General features: G+C 68.3%; 11 protein-coding genes, 1 tRNA gene and 1 pseudogene. 6 read left to right on the forward strand and 7 right to left on the reverse strand.

Going from position 1 to position 20,994, the window contains the following annotated elements; all coding sequences use genetic code 11:
• Positions 1-100: 100 nt before the first annotated feature.
• Complete coding sequence (locus tag ACF1A1_RS34890; protein ID WP_392005584.1) at positions 101-8,380, reverse strand: ricin-type beta-trefoil lectin domain protein; 8,280 nt, start codon at positions 8,378-8,380, stop codon at positions 101-103.
• 399 nt (positions 8,381-8,779) lie between these two features.
• Between ACF1A1_RS34890 and ACF1A1_RS34895 the strand changes: the two genes are divergently transcribed.
• The 5 genes from ACF1A1_RS34895 to ACF1A1_RS34915 all read left to right on the forward strand — a co-directional run bounded on the left by ACF1A1_RS34895 (position 8,780) and on the right by ACF1A1_RS34915 (position 17,616).
• On the forward strand, positions 8,780-12,274 hold the full coding sequence (locus ACF1A1_RS34895; protein WP_392005489.1) for a DNRLRE domain-containing protein: 3,495 nt from the start codon (positions 8,780-8,782) through the stop codon (positions 12,272-12,274).
• Positions 12,275-12,688: 414 nt separating this feature from the next.
• The gene (locus ACF1A1_RS34900) at positions 12,689-13,888 is read left to right on the forward strand and encodes an NAD(P)/FAD-dependent oxidoreductase (RefSeq protein ID WP_392005491.1); all 1,200 of its coding nucleotides are present in this window, start codon (positions 12,689-12,691) and stop codon (positions 13,886-13,888) included.
• Positions 13,889-14,181: 293 nt separating this feature from the next.
• Positions 14,182-15,189, forward strand: coding sequence for an RNA polymerase sigma-70 factor (locus ACF1A1_RS34905; protein WP_392005493.1), 1,008 nt, complete (start codon positions 14,182-14,184; stop codon positions 15,187-15,189).
• 149 nt (positions 15,190-15,338) lie between these two features.
• Positions 15,339-15,512, forward strand: coding sequence for a hypothetical protein (locus ACF1A1_RS34910; RefSeq protein ID WP_392005590.1), 174 nt, complete (start codon positions 15,339-15,341; stop codon positions 15,510-15,512).
• Positions 15,513-15,849: 337 nt separating this feature from the next.
• Positions 15,850-17,616, forward strand: coding sequence for a trypsin-like serine protease (locus tag ACF1A1_RS34915; RefSeq protein ID WP_392005495.1), 1,767 nt, complete (start codon positions 15,850-15,852; stop codon positions 17,614-17,616).
• Positions 17,617-17,841: 225 nt separating this feature from the next.
• On the opposite strand, the gene ACF1A1_RS34920 is transcribed toward ACF1A1_RS34915, so the two are convergent.
• From ACF1A1_RS34920 to ACF1A1_RS34940, 5 genes are all read right to left on the reverse strand, one after another.
• On the reverse strand, positions 17,842-18,285 hold the full coding sequence (locus tag ACF1A1_RS34920; protein ID WP_392005497.1) for a hypothetical protein: 444 nt from the start codon (positions 18,283-18,285) through the stop codon (positions 17,842-17,844).
• Between the two features lie 10 nt (positions 18,286-18,295).
• Positions 18,296-18,709 (reverse strand): DUF4279 domain-containing protein, encoded by a 414-nt coding sequence (locus tag ACF1A1_RS34925; protein WP_392005499.1) that lies wholly within the window; start codon positions 18,707-18,709, stop codon positions 18,296-18,298.
• Positions 18,710-18,735: 26 nt separating this feature from the next.
• Positions 18,736-19,104, reverse strand: a complete 369-nt coding sequence (locus ACF1A1_RS34930) for a putative adhesin (RefSeq protein WP_392005501.1) — start codon at positions 19,102-19,104, stop codon at positions 18,736-18,738.
• Positions 19,105-19,820: 716 nt separating this feature from the next.
• Positions 19,821-20,324 carry a hypothetical protein gene (locus ACF1A1_RS34935; protein WP_392005503.1) on the reverse strand — a complete coding sequence of 168 codons (504 nt, stop codon included), beginning with the start codon at positions 20,322-20,324 and terminating at the stop codon, positions 19,821-19,823.
• Between the two features lie 25 nt (positions 20,325-20,349).
• A complete protein-coding gene (locus ACF1A1_RS34940; protein ID WP_392005505.1) occupies positions 20,350-20,532 on the reverse strand; it encodes a NucA/NucB deoxyribonuclease domain-containing protein in 183 nt (60 codons plus the stop codon).
• A 53-nt stretch (positions 20,533-20,585) separates the two neighbouring features.
• Here ACF1A1_RS34940 and ACF1A1_RS34945 point away from each other — a divergent pair.
• Positions 20,586-20,834, forward strand: a pseudogene (locus ACF1A1_RS34945) (integrase); the annotation flags it as partial.
• Between the two features lie 46 nt (positions 20,835-20,880).
• Here the strand turns inward: ACF1A1_RS34945 and ACF1A1_RS34950 are convergent.
• Positions 20,881-20,954 (reverse strand) — tRNA-Thr (locus ACF1A1_RS34950).
• Positions 20,955-20,994: the final 40 nt, after the last annotated feature.

The raw sequence follows: 20,994 nt of genomic DNA on the forward strand, positions 1-20,994 counted from the left end.
CTCTATCATCCAGGCCGCCAAACGCCAGTGAAGCCGGACCAGCGAGGTGGCGTTTTCACCTCGTCGGTCCGGCTTCGCCTCACTCAGGAAGGATGCGGAGTCAGTCGAAGACCCCTCTCCTGATTTTCGTCAGCCCCCGTTTGAGCGCATTGATTCCTGATCGTCGCGACGCAGAGGTGGCGCCATATTCAAAGCTGTGCGTCACCGAGGCGTTCGTGAACTGATTCAAGAAGACAGTGCAGTATCCGTAGGTGCAGGGCTCAAGCTCTGTGTACACGCGCGTGACGGAGCCAGCATCCACGCCCAGCGCCTGAAGCTGATCCCAGGCCTTCCTCTCGGCATGCTTCGGCCCACTTCTTGTCACGACCGTCTGCAAATCTCCGTTGCCGTCCTTGTATTCCCAGACGGAGACATTGCGCGCACTTCTCGTCCAGCCATTCGCCTTTCGGGCGTCAATTGCCATCATGCTCAGATCTGTCGATCCGTAATCAACCTGACAGCTGTTGACGTTGTGTACCAGGACCGGAGTGGCCCCCGCCAGCACGTAGTACGTGTGCAGCATGCTGACGGTGAGGTTGTGCACCGTCGCATCCAGCGCCGTCCAACGCTTGACCGCCGTGATCTGCACGAGCGTGCCGGCGCTGGTGCGCAGCCATTCGCCCGACTTGAGGTCGGTTGCGTCGATCCAGTCGCCGAGTTCCGGGACCCAGAAGGGGTGCTTGTCCGTCGCAGTGACCTCGGCGGTCTTCGAGCCCTTCTTGCCGTCGGTGTCGATGGTGACCTTGACCAGATGCTTGACGCCCTTGCCCAGAATCTCGGCAGTGACCGTCTCCGCCGCGGTCTCGCCCGTCTCCGGGTCGGTCGCCAGGACCTTGTCACCGGCCTTGACGTCCTTGATCTGCTTGGCGGTGCCGTCGGCCATCAGGACCTTGGTTTCCGGCGTGAAGCTGTTACAGGTGGCTCCTTCTCCACCACCATCACCGCCGGACCCACCGTCTCCGCCCGAGTCCTCCTTGCCGGACCCGTTCCGCGAGCCGCCGGACTTGTTCTCGGCCTTGCCGCCGCCCTTCGTGCCCTTGGTCTGGGCCTGGGTGCGGGCCTTGACCTGGACCGGGTTGCCTCTGGCGCCCTTGGAGCCGGTGTGGGCCTTCTTCTTGGCCGCCTCGGCCGCCGCCTTGGCCGCCGCGCGTGCCTTGCGTTTGGCCTCAGCGGCAGCCGCCTCCGCGGCCTTCTTGGCCTTGATCAGCGCCGCCTTGGCCGCCTTCGCGGCCTTGATGCCGGCCTCGGCCGCCCGCTTCGCCGCGCGGAACGCCTTCACCGCGCCCAGGGTCGCCTTGAAGGCGCCCCACATCCTCTTGCCCTTGGAGAAGACGGCGGTCCACGGGATGGCGTCCATCAGGAGGCTGCCGCAGGCCCACAGGTCGCCCTGGGAGAAGCAGCCGACGACGTCGTTCCAGCCGATGAACTCCTTGAACACGGCCCAGCCGGTCGCGAGGATCACGTCGCCGATGGAGCGGTTCAGGGTCTTCTGGTACTCGGCGATCTTCTTGTCCAGCGCCGCGATCGAGGCGTCGAAGCTGGAGGCCGAGGACGTCAGACCGCTCGGGTCCGCGTGCGTCACGGGGTTGTTGTTGGCGTACGAGTAGCCGTTCGCCTGCAGAGGGTCGCTCTGGTCGAGGACCGGGTCCGCCGATATGAAGCGGCCGGTTCCGGGGTCGTACTCGCGGGCGCCCAGGTGGGTCAGACCCGTCTCGGCGTCGTCGTCACCCGTGTGGAAACCGGTGTGTGAGCGCGGAGAGAGGTTCGCGGCGCGGTCCTCGCCCCACGGGTCCTTCTTCGCGACGCGCACGGCCATGCCACTGTCGAGGCGGACCTCCGCCAGCGGGGTGCCGTTGAGGTCGGTCGACTGGGCGAACAGGTGCTCGCTGACGCCGGCCGTGGTGTTGCTGTTCTCGCGGTAGCGGATCACCGTCGGGCCGCCGACGCCCTCGTAGGAGCGCTCGGCGTAGCGGACCCTGCCCGCGGTGGTCAGGGACACCTTCGTGTCGGGCAGGTTCAGCACCGCGCCCGCGCTGGTGCGCTCCAGCAGGCGGTTGCCCATGGCGTCGTAGACGTAACTCGTCTTCGAGGCGGGCTTCCACAGCTGGGTGGCCACGGTCGAGTTGCAGGCCGCGAGGGTGAGGTCCGTGCCGACCGTCGACGCCGGGGCCGACAGGCACAGTTCCGTCGAGGCGACCTTGATCTGGCCGGTGCTCAGGGTCTGCCAGCGCTGCGCCGCCACGGTCTTGTCGCAGGCCTTGATCTGGACGGCCGAACCGGCGGCGACGCTGCTCGGCTGGACGCACTGTCCGCCGACGACCAGCTGACCGATGGTGGCGTCCTCGACCGTGCCGTCGTTGTTGGTGTCGGTGGCCTGGAGCCGGAAGTTCTGCGCCTTGCTGCCGTTGCAGACGTAGATCTGGATGGCGGTGCCGGCGGTGGTGCTGGAACCGGCGAGGTCCAGGCACAGGTCACCGGTGCCCACCCAGGCCCCGGAGCCGTCCGCGCCGAAGCCGGTCACGGACTCGACCTTGCCGTCCCACGTCCAGGTCAGGGTCTGGGCCGTGTCACCGCCGGTGGAGCGGGTCTCCAGCCGGCCCCCGCTGTCGTAGGTCTGCGTCGAGCGCGTCGTGACCGTCAGGTCCGACCCCGTCGCCGGCGTGGTGGTCGTGGTCGTGGTGGACGAGGTCAGCGTGTGCGGCTGGTCGTTCTTCGCCGTGTCGCTGGTGCCGTACTTGTAGTCGGTGACGACGTCGCCCTTGGTGACGCGCGCCCCGGTCGTCGCGTCGAAGGTCGGGTCGGCCTTGTACGCCGTCTTCTTGGTGCGGTTGCCGAGGACGTCGTACTCGTACGACTGCCAGTAGCCGGAGTTGCCGGAGGACACGTTGACCGTGCGGTCGGAGTAGACCGGCTCCGCGGTGGTCTTGCCCGTGGCGACGCAGGCGCCGCCGCCCGGCGTCGTCCACGCCTCCTTCAGCTGGCCCAGCGTGTCGTACTTGAAGCACTGCTGGTCGGTGGCCGCGCCCGTCTTGTCCTTGATGGACGTGACGTTGCCCGACGGGTCGTACGCGTAGGAGCGGGTGCTCACATAGTTGTCGGGGACGAGCGTCTTGTCGGTCGCGTCCTCCCGGACGAGCCTGCTGGTGAGCAGCTCACCGGTCGACTCGTTGAAGGTGCTCTCCTGCCACAGGCGGCGGCCCTGCTCACCGACGGTGGAGCGGAGCACCTGGCCGTAGGGCGAGTAGGAGACCTCGGACGTGTACCAGTCCTGGCCGGAGACCGAGGTCGGCAGGCCGGCCTTGTTGTACCGGGTGATCACGGCCTCGGCGCTGAGGCCGCCGGCCGCCGGGGCGGTGTACTTCTCCAGCTGGCCGTCGCTGTTGTAGTCGTACGTGTAGGTGTACTGGGTGGCGAAGCCTTCGGCGGTCAGGCCCGCGGTGGAGCCCGGGGGCAGGGCCGTGGTCATCGCCGTGGGCTGGTAGTCGGCCGTGTAACCGGCGACGGAGGTGGTGTACGCCTTGCCGTCGGTGTAGCGGGTCGCCGAGGAGAGCTGGCCCTTGCCGCCGGTCGCGGCGTCGTACACGTACGACTGGGCGAGGGTGGCGGTGGTGGAGCCCTTCGGGGTGACCTTGACCTGCTCGACGCGGTTCAGGCGCTCATAGGTGTACGAGACGGTCTGGCCACGGGCGTCGGTCGACTTGTCCACTCGGCCGTACGCGTCGTAGTCGGTGTGCGTGGCGCCGGTGTCCGGGTCGGTGGTGTCGGTGACCCGGCCCAGCGCGTCGTACTTCCAGGTGCGGGTGTGGCCGACGTCGTCGGTGCTGGTCACCATGTCGCCGCGGAGGTCGTACGCGTAGGTCGTGCTGATCGCGCCGGCCTCGGTCAGCGAGGTGTCGCTGAAGGTGTCCTGGCGCACGGTGCGGCCCAGCGCGTCCGTCCACACCCGGGAGGCGGGCGTGCCCTTCGGCTGGCGGATGACCGTGTAGTCGAGGCCGTACTCGTAGCGGGTGCGGCGGTCGGTGCTGGTGTGCGCCACCGTCCCGTCGCTCTTGTAGTACGTCTGACCCGTCTGCGCGAAGGAGCTGTGCACCGGCGTGACCGTGAGCACGCGGCCCAGGCCGTCGTACGTGTACGAGGTGGCGTTGGGGACCAGCGACTCGGAGGCGGGGACGACCAGCTCGGTGTCCGGGTCGCCCTCCATGTAGTAGGCGTTGCGGGTGTAGCGCACCTGACCGGCGGCGTTGTGCAGGGTGTCGGTGATCAGGCGGCCGCCGTCGACCGCCGGGGTCTGGCTCTGCCGTTCGCGGCCCAGGCCGTCGTAGATCGTGGTGGAGCTCTCGTACGCGCCGTCGCCGGCGGCGGCGCTCGGGTTCTCCGACAGGGACTCCGCGACCACGGACACCGGCTTGCCCGGGTCCGTGTTGTAGGTGTACTTGACGGTCGGGTCGTCCGTGGTCGGCTGGGTCGGGTCCCAGGCGGCGACGGCGCGGCCGAGCGGGTCGTACTCGTACGTCGTGGAGCGGTTGTTGGCGTCGGTCGACCTGATGGTGGTGCCGCGGCCGGGCTCCAGGGTGGTGATCTGGGTGAAGCCGGTCTCCGCGCCGTCGACGACCTTGCTGCCGGTGACCGTGTCGATCCGGTAGACCTGGCCGCTGTCCGGCGTGTACTTGGTCAGGTTGACCACGCCCGTGGGGTCGGTGACCTTGACGACGCGGCCGGTCGAGTCGTACTCCGTCCGCGACTCGGGGTTGGTCGTCTCCCAGCCCGTGCCGGCGCCGGTCGGCGCGACCGTCCTGGTCACCAGGCCCTTGGTGGGCGTGGCGGTGTGCGAGGTCGCGCCGTCGTAGAACATGCGCGAGGCGCTGACCAGGGTCGAGCCCGTCGAGCTGGACAGGTCCGTGGAGCAGGTGCTGGTGCCGGTGGTGGTGACGGTCTGGGCGACCAGGCCGACGAGGTGGTTGGTGCCCGAGGTGTTGTGTACGTACGAGGTCACGGTGCACGACTCGTCGCCGGTGGCGGCCACGTCGCCGTACTCGCGGACCTTGGTCGGCAGGCCGTACGTGGCGTCGTAGTCGGTCTCGGTGGTCACCGTCCGCAGGGTCGCGCCGTCCGCGCCCTTGCCCGAGGCCTTGGTGATGGTCGAGGTCCTGCCGAGCGTGACGCGCTCGGAGACGACGTCCGGACCGTCGGTGCGGTTGCGGGTGGCCAGGCGGACCGGGTCGTCGGGGATGTTGACGGTGCGGGAGATCCAGCCGGTGGTCGTGTCGGCGCCGGCGTCGGGGTAGGTCAGCGACTCGGCGACCATGCCGGCGTACGCCTTGCGGTCGGTCTTGAGCGTCGCGCCCGTGATGTCGGTCGTCACGACGGAGCGCTTGACGTCGTCGGACGCCGTCCCCGGGGTGTCGTCGGCGAGGACGTCGTCGCTCATGCCGCGGAAGTAGCGGGTGACCGACTTGGAGGCGACGCTGCCGCCCACGGCGTCCGTGGTGCCGGTGGTCGTGGTGACGGTCGGGAAGCCGCGGAAGTCGTCCCAGGTGCGCTTCTTGGGGCGGGAGAACTCGGACTGGCTCTTGGCCCACAGCGCGCCGTCGACGGCGTCACCGTCGGTGGAGTACTCGTACGTCGTCACGATGTCCTGCGCGTCGGCGAGGCGCGGGAACTCGGTGATCTTGTCGACGACGTACTTGTGGAACCAGGAGAGGCGCTTGTCCTCCAGCTCGCCGTCGGCGTGCCAGTACGCCGGGTAGCAGAGCGAGTGGTTCTTGTCGATGGCCGGGCGGTCCGCACCGCTGAGGCACTTGCCCTCGGGAGCCTTGTAGTCGACGTGCGTGCGGCCGCCGTACTCGGAGACGACGTCCTGGATGCGCAGCCGGGCGAACAGCGGGTTCCTGTCGGAGGAGCTCTCCTTGACGCGGTTGGGCAGCGCCGTCTCGTTGTGGCCGAAGGAGACCGGGTTGAGGCGGGAGGTGGAACCGTCCACCGCGTAGCCGGTGCGGGCGATGGACTCCAGCCAGAGCGCGGTGTACTCGCCCGTCAGGTTCCAGGGGAAGGACTGCTTCAGGGTCCAGGAGTCCACCTTGGACAGCAGCGTCGTGGTGGCCGAGTCGCCGTCCACGCCACAGGCGTTGCGCTGGCCCGTCTCGTTGCCGTCGGCGTCGGAGGAGTACTCGGTCAGGCGCACGCCCTGCTCGCGCTGGGTGCACGCGTCGACCGAGGCCAGGCGCTTGCGCGACCAGAAGGTCGGGCCGTACGTGGTGCACTTCTTGCCGGTCACGCAGGCGAGGTCGGCGGGGGTGTCGAGCCAGGGCCGGGTGCGGTCGGACTGCTTGGAGTCGAAGTTGGCGTTCGAGCACTCCACCTTGAGGGCGGGGTCGTCGAAGCAGCGCTCCTTGGCGGTGAACTTCATCCGGCCGAGGGGCTCTTCGGAGAAGAGGGTGCCGGCCCGCTGCCCGTAGTCGATGTGGGTCAGGTAGCCGCCCCGGTCGTAGGCGACCGCGCCGGCTTCCTTCATGTTCCGCGCGTAGGCGTTCTTCTCCTTCTCCCACCACAGCGTCATCGCGTTGCCGGTGGTGTCCACGACGTAGTCGAGCTGGAAGCGCCAGCCCTGGTTGCAGAAGGAGTCCGCGAACTTGGCCTGGTAGCAGGGGTCGCTGTCGTGGTTGCCGGCGACCGGCACGTTCAGCACCGAGTTGGTCTCGTCCTTGCCGGACGACCAGCCGGGCAGCCGGTTGAGACCGAAGAAGTACTGGGTGCCGTCGTCGGTGGTGACGCGCCAGAACTCGCCGTTGTCGTCACCGTTGTTGGAGCTGAAGGTGATGTCCGCGGCCTGCTTGCCGAGCGCCTTGGCGATGACCTCCTTGTAGTCGGCCTCGGTCAGCAGCTCGACCCGCATGTTCTCGCCGCGGGCGCCCTTCCACTCCTTGGTGGTGTCGTCGCGCACCAGCTCGGTGGTGGTCCCGTTGAGGGAGAGCACCGCGTTGGACGAGCCCCAGCACTGGTCGCCGGTGAAGTGGCCCTTGTTGTTGGCGTTGGCCGTGTCGGCCGCGCAGCCCACGAAGGTGCGCGTGATGGAGCCGGGGTTGTAGTCCCAGCCCTCGCCGACCCAGGAGACCTGGTTGTTGGTGGAGGACGTACGGCCGTCCGAGGTCTGCGAGTTGTAGCTGAGGGTGACGTTGGGAGCCGGGCCCGCGGGGACCTGCGGTCCGGCCATCGTGTACGAGTACGTGAAGGCGCCGGAGGAGCCGCCGGCCGTCCAGGAACCCGCAGAGACGATGGGGCTGGCGCCGAAGTCGCCGCCGGAGCCGGCGCCGTAGGAACTGCCGACGAGCAGTCCGCCGCCGGAGGAGTCGGCGATCTGCTGCACGGCGTCGGCGGCACGGCCGCCGCGCCAGACCGCGGAGCTCACCGTGGAGTCGTTCCCGGTGCTCACGGCGGGGTTGGTGGTCGAGGTGGAGGCGCTGCCGGAGACCGTCTGGAGGGCGGCGGTGTCCAGGGTGACGTTGACCAGGGTCTCCGGGACCTGCGCGGTGGCGTCCGTGGATTGCGTGACCTCGTCGGTCGCGCTGTCCTCACCGGGGTCCGCCTCGGAGCCCGAGGAGTCGCCGGCGTCCAGCGGCACGGTGACGGTGTCGCCGGTGCGCTCGACGTCGGTGGTCACCGGGATGCCCGTGGAGCACTCCTCCAGCTCGGGCGTGGTGGCGTAGCAGGACGGCATGAGGGTGAAGGAGAGCCGGTCCAGCCACTGGGCGCTGTAGGTCTCCGCGAGCTTGGTGGCGTCGAGGGAGACGACCGCGTTTCCCGTGGCGGTGTCCGGCGCGTCGACGGCGAGCATCAGGCCCTGGGCGCCGTTGGCCAGGGCCTGGTCCTCGGATGCGGCGGCGACGGACCACTGGCCTTCGAGGGCGTCGACCTGCGCGGGCGTCGCACCGTCCGGCGCTCCGACGCCGACGCTCAGGGTTCCGTCGGCCGACCGGGCGACCTCGGTCGTGCCGCCCGCGGCGAGGTTGTCGACGGTCTTGATGCCGGTGGCCTCGGGCACCTCGGCGACCGCCGCCGGTGTGTACGCCTGCTTCGGTTCGGTCGCGGCGTTGCCGGCGAGCTCTTCGAGATTGTCGGTCTTGTCGGCGTCGACCGGTACGGCGTCCGTCTCCTGGAGGTCGGCGAGGTCGACCGCCGTACGGGGGTCGCCGGGGCCGAACGCCATCGCGCTGGGCAGGAGGGTGACATTGAGGGCAAGGACGAGGCCGGCTATCAGGCCGACCCGAGTTCTACGACGGATCAGGCGCTCTTGCGGCGTTCTCGCCAGCGAACCCCTGCCGGACCACGACAGCACCGCACGCACGGCCAATCGACCCTTCCCGAGTCACAAACCATCAGAAACGTTCGGACCGATGGCACATGGTGATCAACGACTTACAGACTGAGCACGAAATAAAGACACCGTGAAGATCCGCGTCAAGGTGTGCTGAATGTGTGTTAGCTATGTCACTGATCAATTCAAGACAAAGAGCGGCAAAAAATCACCCCAGGAGTCTTCCGGGACTCTTTGCGCGGACGTTGCCAACGGTGGACCGTCCGAGGGGTGTTGATCTGGCCGGGATGAGCTGTTCATACTCCAACCGCCCAATCCGGCGCGTCGCGCGCTCATCACGGCTTGTCACCAGGCCCGAGGGCACCCCCGGAAGAGCCATGCCGCAAGCGGTACCGCCGCACCGCGGCCCAGCCTGTTGGAGAAGGGCCCGTGAGCGACCACGACAGCGCCGCCGGAGCGACCGCACCGGCGACGACATCCGAGCCAAGTCCCCCCGGACGATGGCGAGTCCGGCGACCGATCGCGGCCGCCGTCGCGCTGGCGGTGCTGGCCGGCGGCGCGGCCGTGCTCGCGCTGCGGGACGACAGCCCGGGCGCCTCCGACGCCAGGACCAAGCGCGCCGCGCAACCGGTCGACGAGGACGAGGCCCAGCTCCGGGCGCGCAAGAGCGGCAAGCAGGTCGAAGTCGCCACGCTGGCCGACGAGTTCTCCACGACGTACGCCAACCCCGACGGGACGTTCACCTACACGTCATCCGTCGCCCCCCTGCGCGCGAAGAACGCCAAGGGAGAATGGGCGCCGATCGACACCACGCTGAAGCGCGGCGGCAAGGGCTGGCGCACCGTCAACAGCCCCTATCCGGTGACCTTCGCAGCCGGTGACCCCGACCGCGCCCCGGCCGGCAAGGCGGCGGCACGCACCTCCGGCAGCACCGTCCAGTCGGCCGTCTTCCGCACCGGCAGCCGGAGCGGCACGGCGCGGCAGATCGACGACGCGCCCTCCTGGACGCCGCTGCTGACCATGACCGCCGACGGCAACGAGATCCGGATGGACTGGCCCGGCACGCTGCCCGAGCCGGTCGTCGAGGACAACCGCGCCCTGTACGAGGGCGTCCTGCCCGGCGTGGACCTGATGCTGTCCGCGCGTGACACCGGCTACACCCACGTCCTGGTCGTGCACACGCCCGAGGCCGCCGCCAAGCTCGCCGCCGAGCCGCCGCGCTACCGCGTCACCTCGCCCACCCTCTCCTTCACCCTCGACCCCGCCACCGACGTGCTGATGGCCAAGGACAGCGCGGGCACCGAGGTCGCCGTCTCCCCCACGCCGTTCCTGTGGGACTCCGCCGGCACGCACGCCGCGGACACCGCCGCGACCGACCCGGAAGCCGCGACCGGCACCAACGAGGACCCGGAGATCGTGGAGGAGGGGCCCGCGCGCGAGGACACCGGCGACGCCGCCGACAAGGTCCCGAACGAGGACCCGGACGCACCGCGGACCACGGAACCGGGCGCCGAACCCGCCGCCTACGGCGTGCCCGCCGCCGCCACCGACACCCTCGCCCTGCCCGCCGTGAACGGCCCCGGCGAGGGCGCCCACGCGGCCACGGCCGCCGCCGCCTACCAGGACGGCGTGCTGACCATCACCCCGCCGGGCACCTACCTCGCGGACACCGAGGGCCTGACCTACCCGCTGTTCCTCGACCCCTCCACGACCGGCATCCGCGCCAACTGGACCACGGTGTACAAGCGGTACCCGAACTCCAGCTTCTACGACGGCGCCAACTACAACGAGGACACCAAGGAAGCCCGTGTCGGCTTCGAGGCGCAGACCTGGGGCACCGCCCGCTCGTTCTTCCGCATGCAGCTGAAGAACTCCATCAAGGGCGCGGACGTCTCCAGCAGCACCCTGAAGGTTTTGGAGACCCACTCCTGGTCGTGCAGCAAGCGCACGGTGCAGCTGTGGCGCACGGACGGCTTCAGCTCCAAGACCACCTGGAACCGGCAGCCCGCCTGGAAGCGGAAGATCACCTCCAAGTCCTTCGCGTACGGCTGGAAGTCCAACAGCTCCTGCCCGGACGCCTACGTCAACTTCACCATCACCTCGATGGCCCAGGAGGCCGCCGACAACGGCTGGACCAGCTTCAACCTGGGCCTGGTCGCCTCCACTTCGTCCTCCGCGCCGACGACGTCCTCCAGCAGCCTGGAGACGGACACCTACTCCTGGAAGAAGTTCCAGGCCGAGGGCGGCGGCTCCCCGACGCTGAGCATCACCTACAACCGGAAGCCGAACACCCCGACGTCCGTCACCATGAGCCCCGGCTCCTGTGACACCAGCGCGTCCCCGTACATCAAGATCGGCAAGGCCGACACCATCACCATCAGCGGCAAGGCCACCGACCCGGACAGCGACCTCGCCAAGCTGGAGTTCCAGCTCTGGCAGACGGGCAAGCAGGACACCACGACGAGGACCTTCACCAAGGCCGTGGACGACGGCGAGGTCGGCGGCATCTCGATCAAGTCCTACCTGTCCAACGGCATCACGTACTCGTGGCGGGTGCGCGCCTGGGACGCCAAGGTCAGCAGCGGGTGGGCACCCACCGGCGGTGACGGCGTGTGCCGCTTCACCTACGACACCGACCTGCCCGACTCCCCCGCCCCGGTCGTCTCGACGGAGTTCCCCGGTGACGACGACGGGGACAGCGAGCCCGACGTCTGGTCCCTCAAGCCCTTCGGCAACACCGGCAGCTTCACCTTCGCCGTCGGTTCCTCCACGGAAGCCGACATCGTGAAGTTCGTCTACTCGATCAACCTCACCGACTACGCCGGCTGGGCCTGCGCCGGAACGCAGGGCACCACGGGCGGCCTCACCAAGGCCTGCACCACACCCATCAAGACGGCCACCATCACCGGCATCAAGCCGCCCGCCGCCGGCCCCAACACCCTGTACGTGAAGTCCGTCGACTCGGCGGGCAACATCTCCCCCAACCCCCGTAAGTACTTCTTCTACGTCCAGCCGCGTTCGACCCCGGACGGCCCCGGCGACCTGAACGGCGACGGCAGCCCCGACCTCGCGCACGTCACCGCCGCCGGCAACCTCTGGATCGACTCGGTGTCCCAGTACGGCCAGTGGATGTCCAGCGCGTTCGGCACCCACAACAAGGGCACCCTGATCAAGGACGGCGGCACCGCCCCGCACATCTGGGACGGCACCGGCACGTACGCCCTGGTCACCCACAACGGCGACTTCGCCCCCGCCGACGGCGCCACCGACTGGGTCGTACGCACCCCCGACGGCCGCCTGTTCATCTACCCCGGCGACGGCTACGGCGCCATCGACGTCAGCAAGCGTGTCGAGGTGCGCCTGCCCGCCAACGCGCCCGCCCCCTCCACCTTCTCGGAGATCAAGTCGGCCGGCGACATCACCGGCGACGGCCAGCCCGAGCTGTTCGCGGCGGCCGGAGTCGACGGCGCCGAGCTGTGGGTCTTCAGCGGCTACACGGGCGGGTCGTTCAGCGAGGCCACCCAGATGACCACCACCGCCTGGGCCGACGCCGAGCGGGACTTCGTGGCCATCGCGGACTACAACGACGACGGCGCGGCAGACATGACCTACCGCACCGCGGCCGGCAACATCATCCTGCGCAAGGGCATCCTCGACAGCGACGGCGTGGGCACGGTCCTCAAGAGCCTGGGCCAGTCGGCCTGGAGCCTGGACGGCGACGACACCTACGTCTCCGGCACCTTCACCCGCGCCGCCTTCCCCCTGCTCTACGGCACGCCCGACGCCACCGACAACGACATCCCCGACATCTGGGCGACCAACGCGGCCGGAGCCCTGCTCCTCTACGAGGGCGGCGCCACCAGCCTCGGCTCGGCGACCACGCTGAGGTCGAGCGGTTACGACACGATCAAGCGACTGGGCTGACCTCGGGCGCGCACGCGCACGTCAGTGACGGAAAGGGCTCCGCCCCCCACCCCGCCGGGTGGGGGCGGAGCCCTTTCCGTGCAGGGGGGCGGAGCCCTTTCCGTGCAGGGGGGCGGAGCCCTTTCCGTGCAGGGGGGCGGAGCCCTTTCCATGGACCGGGGGCGGAGCCCGGCGGAACCCTTCCGCGAAGTGGGGGCGGAGCCCCTTCCGTGAACCGGGGGCAAAGCCCTTTCCGGCGGCCGGCGTTCGGACACTGCCCGGAAATCAGAAGCAGACGGGCGGGAAGACAGAGCTCTCCCAAGCCCCTTGGCTCGGGTGACCGAGCCCTTCCATCGTGATCTGCCTCACACCGTGTCACAGCGGTGGGGTCCTCCGGTGTCTTGAGGTCGACCCCCAAGAAACGGAGGAGACACCGTGAGCGGGAACACCGATGTGGTCGTGATCGGCGGCGGATACGCCGGCGTCATGGCGGCCAATCGTCTGACGCAGCGCGACGACGTGACCGTGACCCTGATCAACCCGCGCCCGACCTTCGTCGAGCGGCTCCGCCTGCACCAACTGGTCGGCGGGTCCGACGACGCGGTCGTCGACTTCCGGAAGGTCCTGGCCGACGGCGTCCGGCTGGTGGTCGACACCGTGACACGGATCGACGCGGCCGGACGCGGCGTGACGCTGGCGTCGGGCGGCACGGTCGGCTACGACTACCTGATCTACGCGGTGGGCAGTGGCAGCGCCGACCCGCGGGTGCCCGGGGCGGCGGAGTTCGCGTACCCGATCGCCACCCTGGAGGAGGCGGAGCGGCTGCGGCCGGTCGTCGACGCCGCGTCGGCAACGGCCGCGGTGACGGTCGTCGGAGCCGGTCCCACCGGCATCGAGACCGCTGCCGAGCTGGCCGAGGCGGGCCGTACCGTGACCCTGGTCTGCGGCGGGGTGCTCGGCCCGTACCTGCATCCCCGGGGGCGACGCTCGGTTGCCGGGCGGCTGGCCGGGCTCGGGGTGACCGTGCTCGAAGGCCCCGACACGAAGGTGACGGCGGTGACGCGCGACGCCGTGCGGCTCGGCGGCGGCCGCGAGGTGCCGAGCGAGGTGACCGTCTGGACCGCCGGGTTCGGCGTGCCGGACCTGGCCACGCGCAGCGGGCTGAGCACCGACGCCTTGGGCCGCCTGCTCACCGACGAGACGTTGACGAGCGTGGACGACGTGCGCATCGTCGCGGCCGGGGATTCGGCGGCACCGTCGGGCCTGCCGTTCCGGATGGGCTGCCAGTCCGCGATCCAGCTGGGTCCGCAGGCCGCCGAGACGGTGCTCAGCCGCATCGCGGGCGCGCGGCCCGCGACCGTCGACGTGGGGTTCGCCGGCCAGTGCATCAGCCTGGGGCGCCGCGCCGGCATCTTCCAGTTCGCCCGCAGGAACGACACCGCGATAAGGCTCTACCTCGGCGGCCGCCCGGGGGCGAAGCTCAAGGAGTTCGTGGTCAAGCACACCGTCGAGCAACTGGCGTACGAGGCGCGCAAGCCCGGTAGGCGCAACCGCTGGGTCAAGGACGACAAGCGCCGGCAGTTGCTCCAGGCCAAGCCCGGCGAGGCCCCGGTCACCGCCGGACGGGCGGCCTAGCCCGGCACTCGTGGTCGATCCGGTGCGGCCACAAAGGATGCGGAGCGCATGCGTGCGACGACGCCCCTCGTCTCGGGGCACCGCCGCACGCATGCGTTCATCAGCGGCCCCGCGAGCAACGGATCGTCGTCGACCTGGCGTGTCACAGCCGTGCGCCGGGTGGTGTCCCACTCCCGACCGCACCGGACAGATGGGTCGGTCCGAACGGCTGCCCACGACAAGGACCGTGCTCTGGATGCCGGCGTGACTGCCGGCGGCAACCAGGGCCGGCCGTGAAGGAGAAGGGTCGAGACATGAGCGACCACGCCACTGACCCGGCGACGGAGACGTTCCTCGCCCACCGCAACCTGCTCTTCACCGTCGCGTACGAGATGCTCGGATCGGCGGCCGACGCCGAGGACGTCCTCCAGGAAACCTGGCTGCGGTGGGTCGAGGTCGACATGGCGCAGGTGCGAGACCGGCGCGCCTACCTGGTCCGCATCACGACCCGCCAGTCGCTCAACCGGCTGCGCACCATGACGCGCCGCAAGGAGGCGTACGTCGGCCCCTGGCTGCCCGAGCCGCTGCTCACCGCGCCGGACGTGGCCCAGGACGTCGAACTCGCCGAGAGCATGTCGATGGCGCTCATGCTCGTCCTCGAGACGCTGTCGCCGACGGAGCGCGCCGTCTTCGTGCTGCGCGAGGTCTTCGACGTCGGCTACGACGAGATCGCGGCCGCCATCGACAAGAGCCCCGCGGCCGTCCGCCAGATCGCGCACCGCGCCCGCCGGCACGTCGATGCCCGCCGCCCCCGCCAGGTGGTCTCCCCGAGCCAGACCCGGGCGGCGGTGGAGTCGTTCCAGCGCGCGTTCGAGACCGGTGACCTACAGGGCCTCCTTGACGTGCTCGCCCCCGAGGTCGTCCTGCTGAGCGACGGCGGCGGCATCAAGCAGGCCGCCCGACGCCCGATCACCGGCGCCGACAAGGTGGCCCGCTACATCATCGGCGGCTCCGGCAAGACCGACAGCACGATCACGTGCCACCCCACCGTGGTCAACGGCAACCCGGCACTCGTCGTACGCCTGGACGGCCGGATCGACGGCGTCGTGGCGGTCCGCGTCGAGGACACCCACATCACCGGCCTCTACTACGTCCGCAACCCGGAAAAGCTGTCCCACATCGAATCGGAGACCCCACTCGCCTGCGATGAACACCGACGGCAACGGAAAGCCACATGCGAAACACACACCGCTCGCCTCGACGAGCACAGTGGCACATGCAGCCACAACAGAATCGATATCGCCCTGGCCACGAGTTCCTGACGCTTCGATCGGAGGGGTCCTCCTTGAAGCCGTCGACGACGCGCTCGGGGTGGGCGGCGGCGGAGACGAGGCCAGCGCTCCCCTCCTCGCCCCGCGTCCCCGCAGCCCGACCGAGCATCAGGGATGCACAACACAAAAGACCAGGCCAGATGACATCCGACCTGGTCTGCTCCGACCCCATCGAATGTCTGCGGGCGCTGCACGCGCTCGCCCAGCAGCAGGCGCTCGAGCTGCTCCTCGACAAGATGAAGCAGACCAGGTCGAACGTCGAGTTCCCGATGCGGATCCAGAAGACGACGCCCGCGCCCGGCAACGGCGACTGATGTCGTCTTCGGTACGCGGCTCGACGCAGCCGTGCAACCGCGTGACGAGTTCGCCCCGTCACCTCAAAGGTGACGGGGCGAACTCGTTTTGTCCGTGACCCCACCCGCCACTGGCAAATCGCCAGTTGACGCGCGTATCATCACCCAATCGAGGTGGGGGGGGATTCCACCGCAGTGCCGTGAGAGGCCGGGGGGTCTCAGCTCAGGCCTGCCCGCATGTTCTTCGCGCCCCACCGATGACCCAGTTTCCACCGGTGGGGCGTTTGCGCTCTGCCGGTACAACCCGAGGGGTTACCGCGTGCAGATACGCACCCGTGGTGGTCGGCACAAGCGCCGCATGAAACTTGCGGTACCGGCCGTCGCCGCCGCGCTCGCCCTGGGCGGCACGGCGCTGATGATGTCCGGCTCGCACGCCGCGGAAGCCGGCGAGCGTCCGGAGATCACCGCCTCCCAGCAGAAGGCCGCTCCGCTCTCCCAGAACGAACTGCGCTCCCGCACGGTCGAGGCGATGAAGGCCGACGAGGCGAGCAAGCAGAAGCTCGTCACCGCGCCGCGGTCGGCCCAGACCACCGCGCCGTCCACGCGCATCATCGGCGGCAAGGAGACCACCATCTCCGCGGCGCCATGGATGGCCCAGCTCCACTTCGCGGACGCAGAGGGCAACGGCTACTTCTGCGGCGGCGTCGTCGTCGCTCCGTCGAAGGTCGCCACCGCCGCGCACTGCGTCAAGGGCATCAAGTGGTACGACACCGGCACGGTCATCACCGGCACGGACCAGCTCCCCACCGAGAACCCCGACGGCAGCTGGGACTTCCACGGCGGTGAGCTGCGCGGTGCGTACCGTCAGTGGAACCACCCGCAGTACAACCCCGTCACGATCGACAACGACGTGGCCGTGCTCACCCTGACCGCTCCGGTCAAGGCCAAGCCGCTGCCGATCATGCAGAACACCGACACGGCGCTCTACACCCCGGGCACGGACGCCAAGGTGTACGGCTGGGGCCGCACCAGCTCCACCGTCCCCGACAGCGGCTCGCAGACCCTCAAGGTCGCGGACGCCGACATCAACTCCAACGCCGCGTGCCAGGCCGCGTACGGCTCGGACTACATCGTCGGCCACATGGTCTGCGCCGGTGCCGCTCCGACCGGTGACGACTCCACCTCCGAGACCACCTGCAACGGTGACTCCGGCGGCCCGCTGGTGGCCGGCGGCAAGCTCGTCGGCATCGTCTCCTGGGGCGACGTCAACTGCTCGGCCGAGGGCAGGTACGGCGTGTACGCGAAGGTGAGCACGTACGCCGCTCCGATTCGCGCCCGGGTCAACGACGCCAACTGGAACGCCGACCACACCGCCGACCTGCTGGCGCGTCGTACGTCGGACGCCAGCCTGTTCAGCTGGCACTCCAAGGTCACGGGTCTGACCCGCACCTACAACCTCGGCAACTTCGGCAACGTCACCCTGCTCGTTCAGAACGACCTGAACGTGGACGACTACGACGACCTGCTGTACCGCGTCGGCAACGGTGACGTGTACTGGGACCACTACGTCCCCGGGGCCGACGGCGCCGAGGGCGACTGGCAGAACAAGCTCGTCGCGACGGGCTGGAGCAAGCACAAGCAGATCCTCGTCCCCGGCGATGTCACCGGCGACGACAAGCCCGACATGCTCGCGGTGAACTCCTCCGGCTACCTCCACGTCTACGCGGGCAACGGCGTCGGCGGCTTCGCCGCGCCGACCCTGGTCGGCGGTGGCTGGGGCCAGTACAACGCGGTCCGCGGTCACGGTGACTTCACCAACGACGGCAAGGCCGACATCCTCGCCCGGAGCTCCGACGGCTCGACCTACCTCTACAGGGGCACCGGCAAGGCCTCCGCTCCGTTCGAGGCCCGTCGTCTCGTCGGCAAGTTCACCACCAGCAGCTTCAATGCTCTGATCACCGTCGGTGACGTGAACAGCGACGGTCACGCCGACCTCCTGGTCCGTGACTCGACCGGCAAGCTCTGGCTGTACCCGGGCAACGGCAACGGCGCCGCGTCCGGTGGGATCTTCGCCGCACGCAAGGACTTCGGCACCGGCTGGCAGGCGTACAACCTGTTCGGCTGATCCGGCCGAAAACCGCAGGTGAACAAGGGTCTGTGCGCTTCGTGTCACACACGGGGCGCACAGACCCTTCGCTCGTTCATCTCTCGGTCACCCGTGCAGCCCCACTTCCCCGTCCGGCAGGCGCGCAAGATGCTCGCGAAGTACCTGCCCCAGGGCAGCATCCCCGCCGTGGACACGGCGACGGGCTACGGCTGCCTCGGCACGGACGCCGTGGGACTTCCGGGTTCAGCCGAGCCAGGCGAGTGGATCTTCCTCGTCCTCCCCGGATGCCCGGACCGTCGTAAAGGTGAGAGGGACTCCCAGCTCTGCAAGACCTGCAAGAACGTCTGGCGAGATGTACAGTCCCGATCCTGACTCGGCAACGCCTGACACATCAACCTTTACCGATGTTCCCGCCTTCTTCAGCGCGTCGAGCGCCGGCTTGCGGAGGCTGAGGAATCCGATAAGTTTCGCGGCCTGTTCGTCGGCGCTTTTCGAGTGTCGCTCGTCAACACTGAGCGTGGCCCAGCCGGGGCCAGAATAGATGCCCACACCTTCGGACGAAGAGAACTCTTCACTGTCGGCGAGTTCCAACTCAGCAATCAGATAAGCAGCATCCACCTCCTGACCCGACACAACCAGGGACGTGCTCAGGTCACCCCAAGGCTTCAAGTTCGCTCCAAGTTTCATGACTGCTGTTTCAACGCTCGTTCATATTGGCCGCGACCCGGAGGGGGAATCCCAGGAGTGCGATTCGTTTGAGTTCCACCGGCCGAAGAGTGAGGGTGCAGTCGTTCCCGGAGAATCCGTAGATGTCGACGATCACCTCGCATCCCTGCTCGGCCAGTTGCGCGAGCTCGGTCCTCTTGCTTTCCACAGTGGAAAGGATGTTGTCCAGCTGCTCGTGGAAGTCCCGACTGACGTTCGAGTTGCAGTTGATCCCCCACTCTCCGTCGACCTCGCCCGGGCGACTCCACTTATTGGGGCCCGGGTTGCGCACACCAGTGGGCTCGATACCGAGGAAGGATGTGATCTCCTCGGGCTGGAGATCTCTTCCCTTGATGACGAGTGACACATCCGTCAAGACCCAATGACGTTTTTCTGCTGCATCCATCCAAGGCTCCTCACAGGACAATCATCCTACTTTATCTCGCGACAGGCTGCCCAGTGAATATTTCCCATGCCGGGCTCGAGCAGCTCACTCAATGCGGTCTCTTTGCCGACGGTCGTCGAATTCTCGAACACACTGAAACCTCCACCACCCGTTGAAGCGGGAGGCGCCAGCGTGTAGTTCGGAATTACTTCACCCGGCCCGAATGTCTCCACGTAACCTCCCGGATACACGCCTCGCTCGACGGTCAGGCCGTTGAGGCCGGGAAGTGCGTCTCCGTGCTGCACGTAGAAAGATATATTGGTTCCCTCGGGAACCACGGTGTCGCCGGCCCTGCGGCCAAGATAGCCGTGACCGGCGAAGACTTTTTCCCCGTCCGGACGACCACCGGCGAGCACCCGATCCGCGTAGTAACGGCCGTCAGTGTCCGGCCAGTCCTTCTTGACGATCTCCGGCTTGGACTCGCGCAGTGCAGATCTTCATAGATCAGGCGTCAGGCGCGCCCCCATCCGAGAAAAACTCCACGCTCGTCACTGCCCAAGCCCAGGTGCCCGGGGCCCCTGCTCGCTCCACCTTGACCACAAATCCCAGCCACCGCCACAAGACCGCAGCATCCCGGGTCGCCACGCACCATAAAAGGCCAGGTCGTAGGCTTGGAGAGCCAAGCCCTGATGCGCGCCCCTTGCGTTCCCCTCCTCGCACCGCGCCACCGCAGGCTGACGGAGCATCAGGAGCACAGCACAAAAGACCAGGCCAGATGGCATCTGATCTGGTCTTAATTGGAGCCGCCTTCAGGATTCGAACCCGAGACCTACGCATTACGAATTGTCCGATCTTGGTCCGGGGGCGTCCGTGGGCGTCCGGGAAGAGTGAGTCACTCCTCGTCAGAGAGGTCTTCCAACTGCGGCGGACAACAGCGGACGTCACCGGATTCACTGCTGGTTGAGACCATCATTGAGACCATCGCTTGCATCACTTGAGAAACCGCACTCGTTGTCTTTGCTGGTCAGCGGGGCTGGTGTGATGTCTCATAGGGGCGGTCGTGCGTCCTGCGCCGCAGCGCGGATGGCTCTGCCCGCCCACGTAGTGGTGGGCGGGCAGACGTGTGAAGTGCTCAGCGAGAGCGTACCGACGCGCCGTAGCCGTCGCTGTGGCGGAGCACGGTGACGGGTGCGGTAGGTGCCGGCCATACTTGGATGAGGTACCACTCAGTCACCTCATCAGACGCGAGGTCGACTGCGGTGTCTCGGCCGCGGGCGTGAATGCGCAGCCGGTAGTCGCCAGGGCCGTTGAACGACAGGACGGGAAGTTCTTCGTCCAGGTCGTCCATCAGGCCACGGACCATGAGATCGCCCGACGCGGAGTGCGCGGAGACCTCCACGATCTCGTGCCAGTCGTCGTTGCCGGGTGCGGGGGCGGATTCGTGGGCCGTGACGGTGACGTCCACGTCGCCGGTATGGATGCCGGTGTGGACGACAGTGGCACCGTCGGTGACCTCAACGAGCCCGTTGTGCTCGTATGCCAGATCTGGGGCGGTGGGTCCCTCCTCATCGCTGATGTTGAACTGGTGGTACTGCACCGGGACACGTCCGCTGCCCCGTTCGACTTCGTCGCTCATCCGCAGTCCTCAGTCGGAGTGCCGGCTATGTGATCCACACCAGGAACCGGTCCTTCTCGATGATGCGGTTGTACAGGTAGAAGAGACTCAACGCCCGGCCGCCGCCGCTGTTCTGCTTCGCATCGATCATGCGCTGGCTGTAGCTGCCGCCCGTATTGGCGCCCTGCCACGTTGAGGCGAAGGGGTACTCATCACAGGATGCCAACAAGTGGACGCGGGAGGCTGGTGGGGCAGGCCGTGTTCCGGTTCAGTGTGATTTTACTCGGGGTCGACATGCCCACGATCATGGAGATCCTTCGGCACACCCAAATCAGCCAGACCCGCCGGTACATCCAGGGCCGATCGCACCTGTCGAAGGACGCCATGCGCCGCATGGGCGACACCTTCATGCCCCGCCCGGCGCCCGCCCCGGAAGCTCAGCGGGAACCCCGTCCGGAACCCTCCGTTGAGACCAGAATTGAGACCATGGACAGCCGCGCGGCCCGCGCTCGCCGCCGTCGGGTCCGCTGAACGAGAAAGCCCAGCTCAGACACTGTCTGGGCTGGGCTTCAAAGAGAGCCGCCTTCGGGATTCGAACCCGAGACCTACGCATTACGAGTGCGTTGCTCTGGCCATCTGAGCTAAGGCGGCGCGCCGTCGCACCATGGTGCGATCAGCAACGTCGGTAAGT

It is taken from the genome of Streptomyces sp. NPDC014995 (genome assembly GCF_043080745.1).
Lineage (GTDB): Bacteria > Actinomycetota > Actinomycetes > Streptomycetales > Streptomycetaceae > Streptomyces.

Bases quoted from the DNA above. Each gene is read 5' to 3' on its own strand.
- ACF1A1_RS34905 (WP_392005493.1), top strand. From the start codon at position 14,182: ATGAGCGACCACGCCACTGACCCGGCGACGGAGACGTTCCTCGCCCAC.
- ACF1A1_RS34910 (WP_392005590.1), top strand. From the start codon at position 15,339: ATGACATCCGACCTGGTCTGCTCCGACCCCATCGAATGTCTGCGGGCG.
- ACF1A1_RS34915 (WP_392005495.1), top strand. From the start codon at position 15,850: ATGAAACTTGCGGTACCGGCCGTCGCCGCCGCGCTCGCCCTGGGCGGC.
- ACF1A1_RS34920 (WP_392005497.1), bottom strand. From the start codon at position 18,285: ATGAAACTTGGAGCGAACTTGAAGCCTTGGGGTGACCTGAGCACGTCC.
- ACF1A1_RS34925 (WP_392005499.1), bottom strand. From the start codon at position 18,709: ATGGATGCAGCAGAAAAACGTCATTGGGTCTTGACGGATGTGTCACTC.
- ACF1A1_RS34935 (WP_392005503.1), bottom strand. From the start codon at position 20,324: ATGAGCGACGAAGTCGAACGGGGCAGCGGACGTGTCCCGGTGCAGTAC.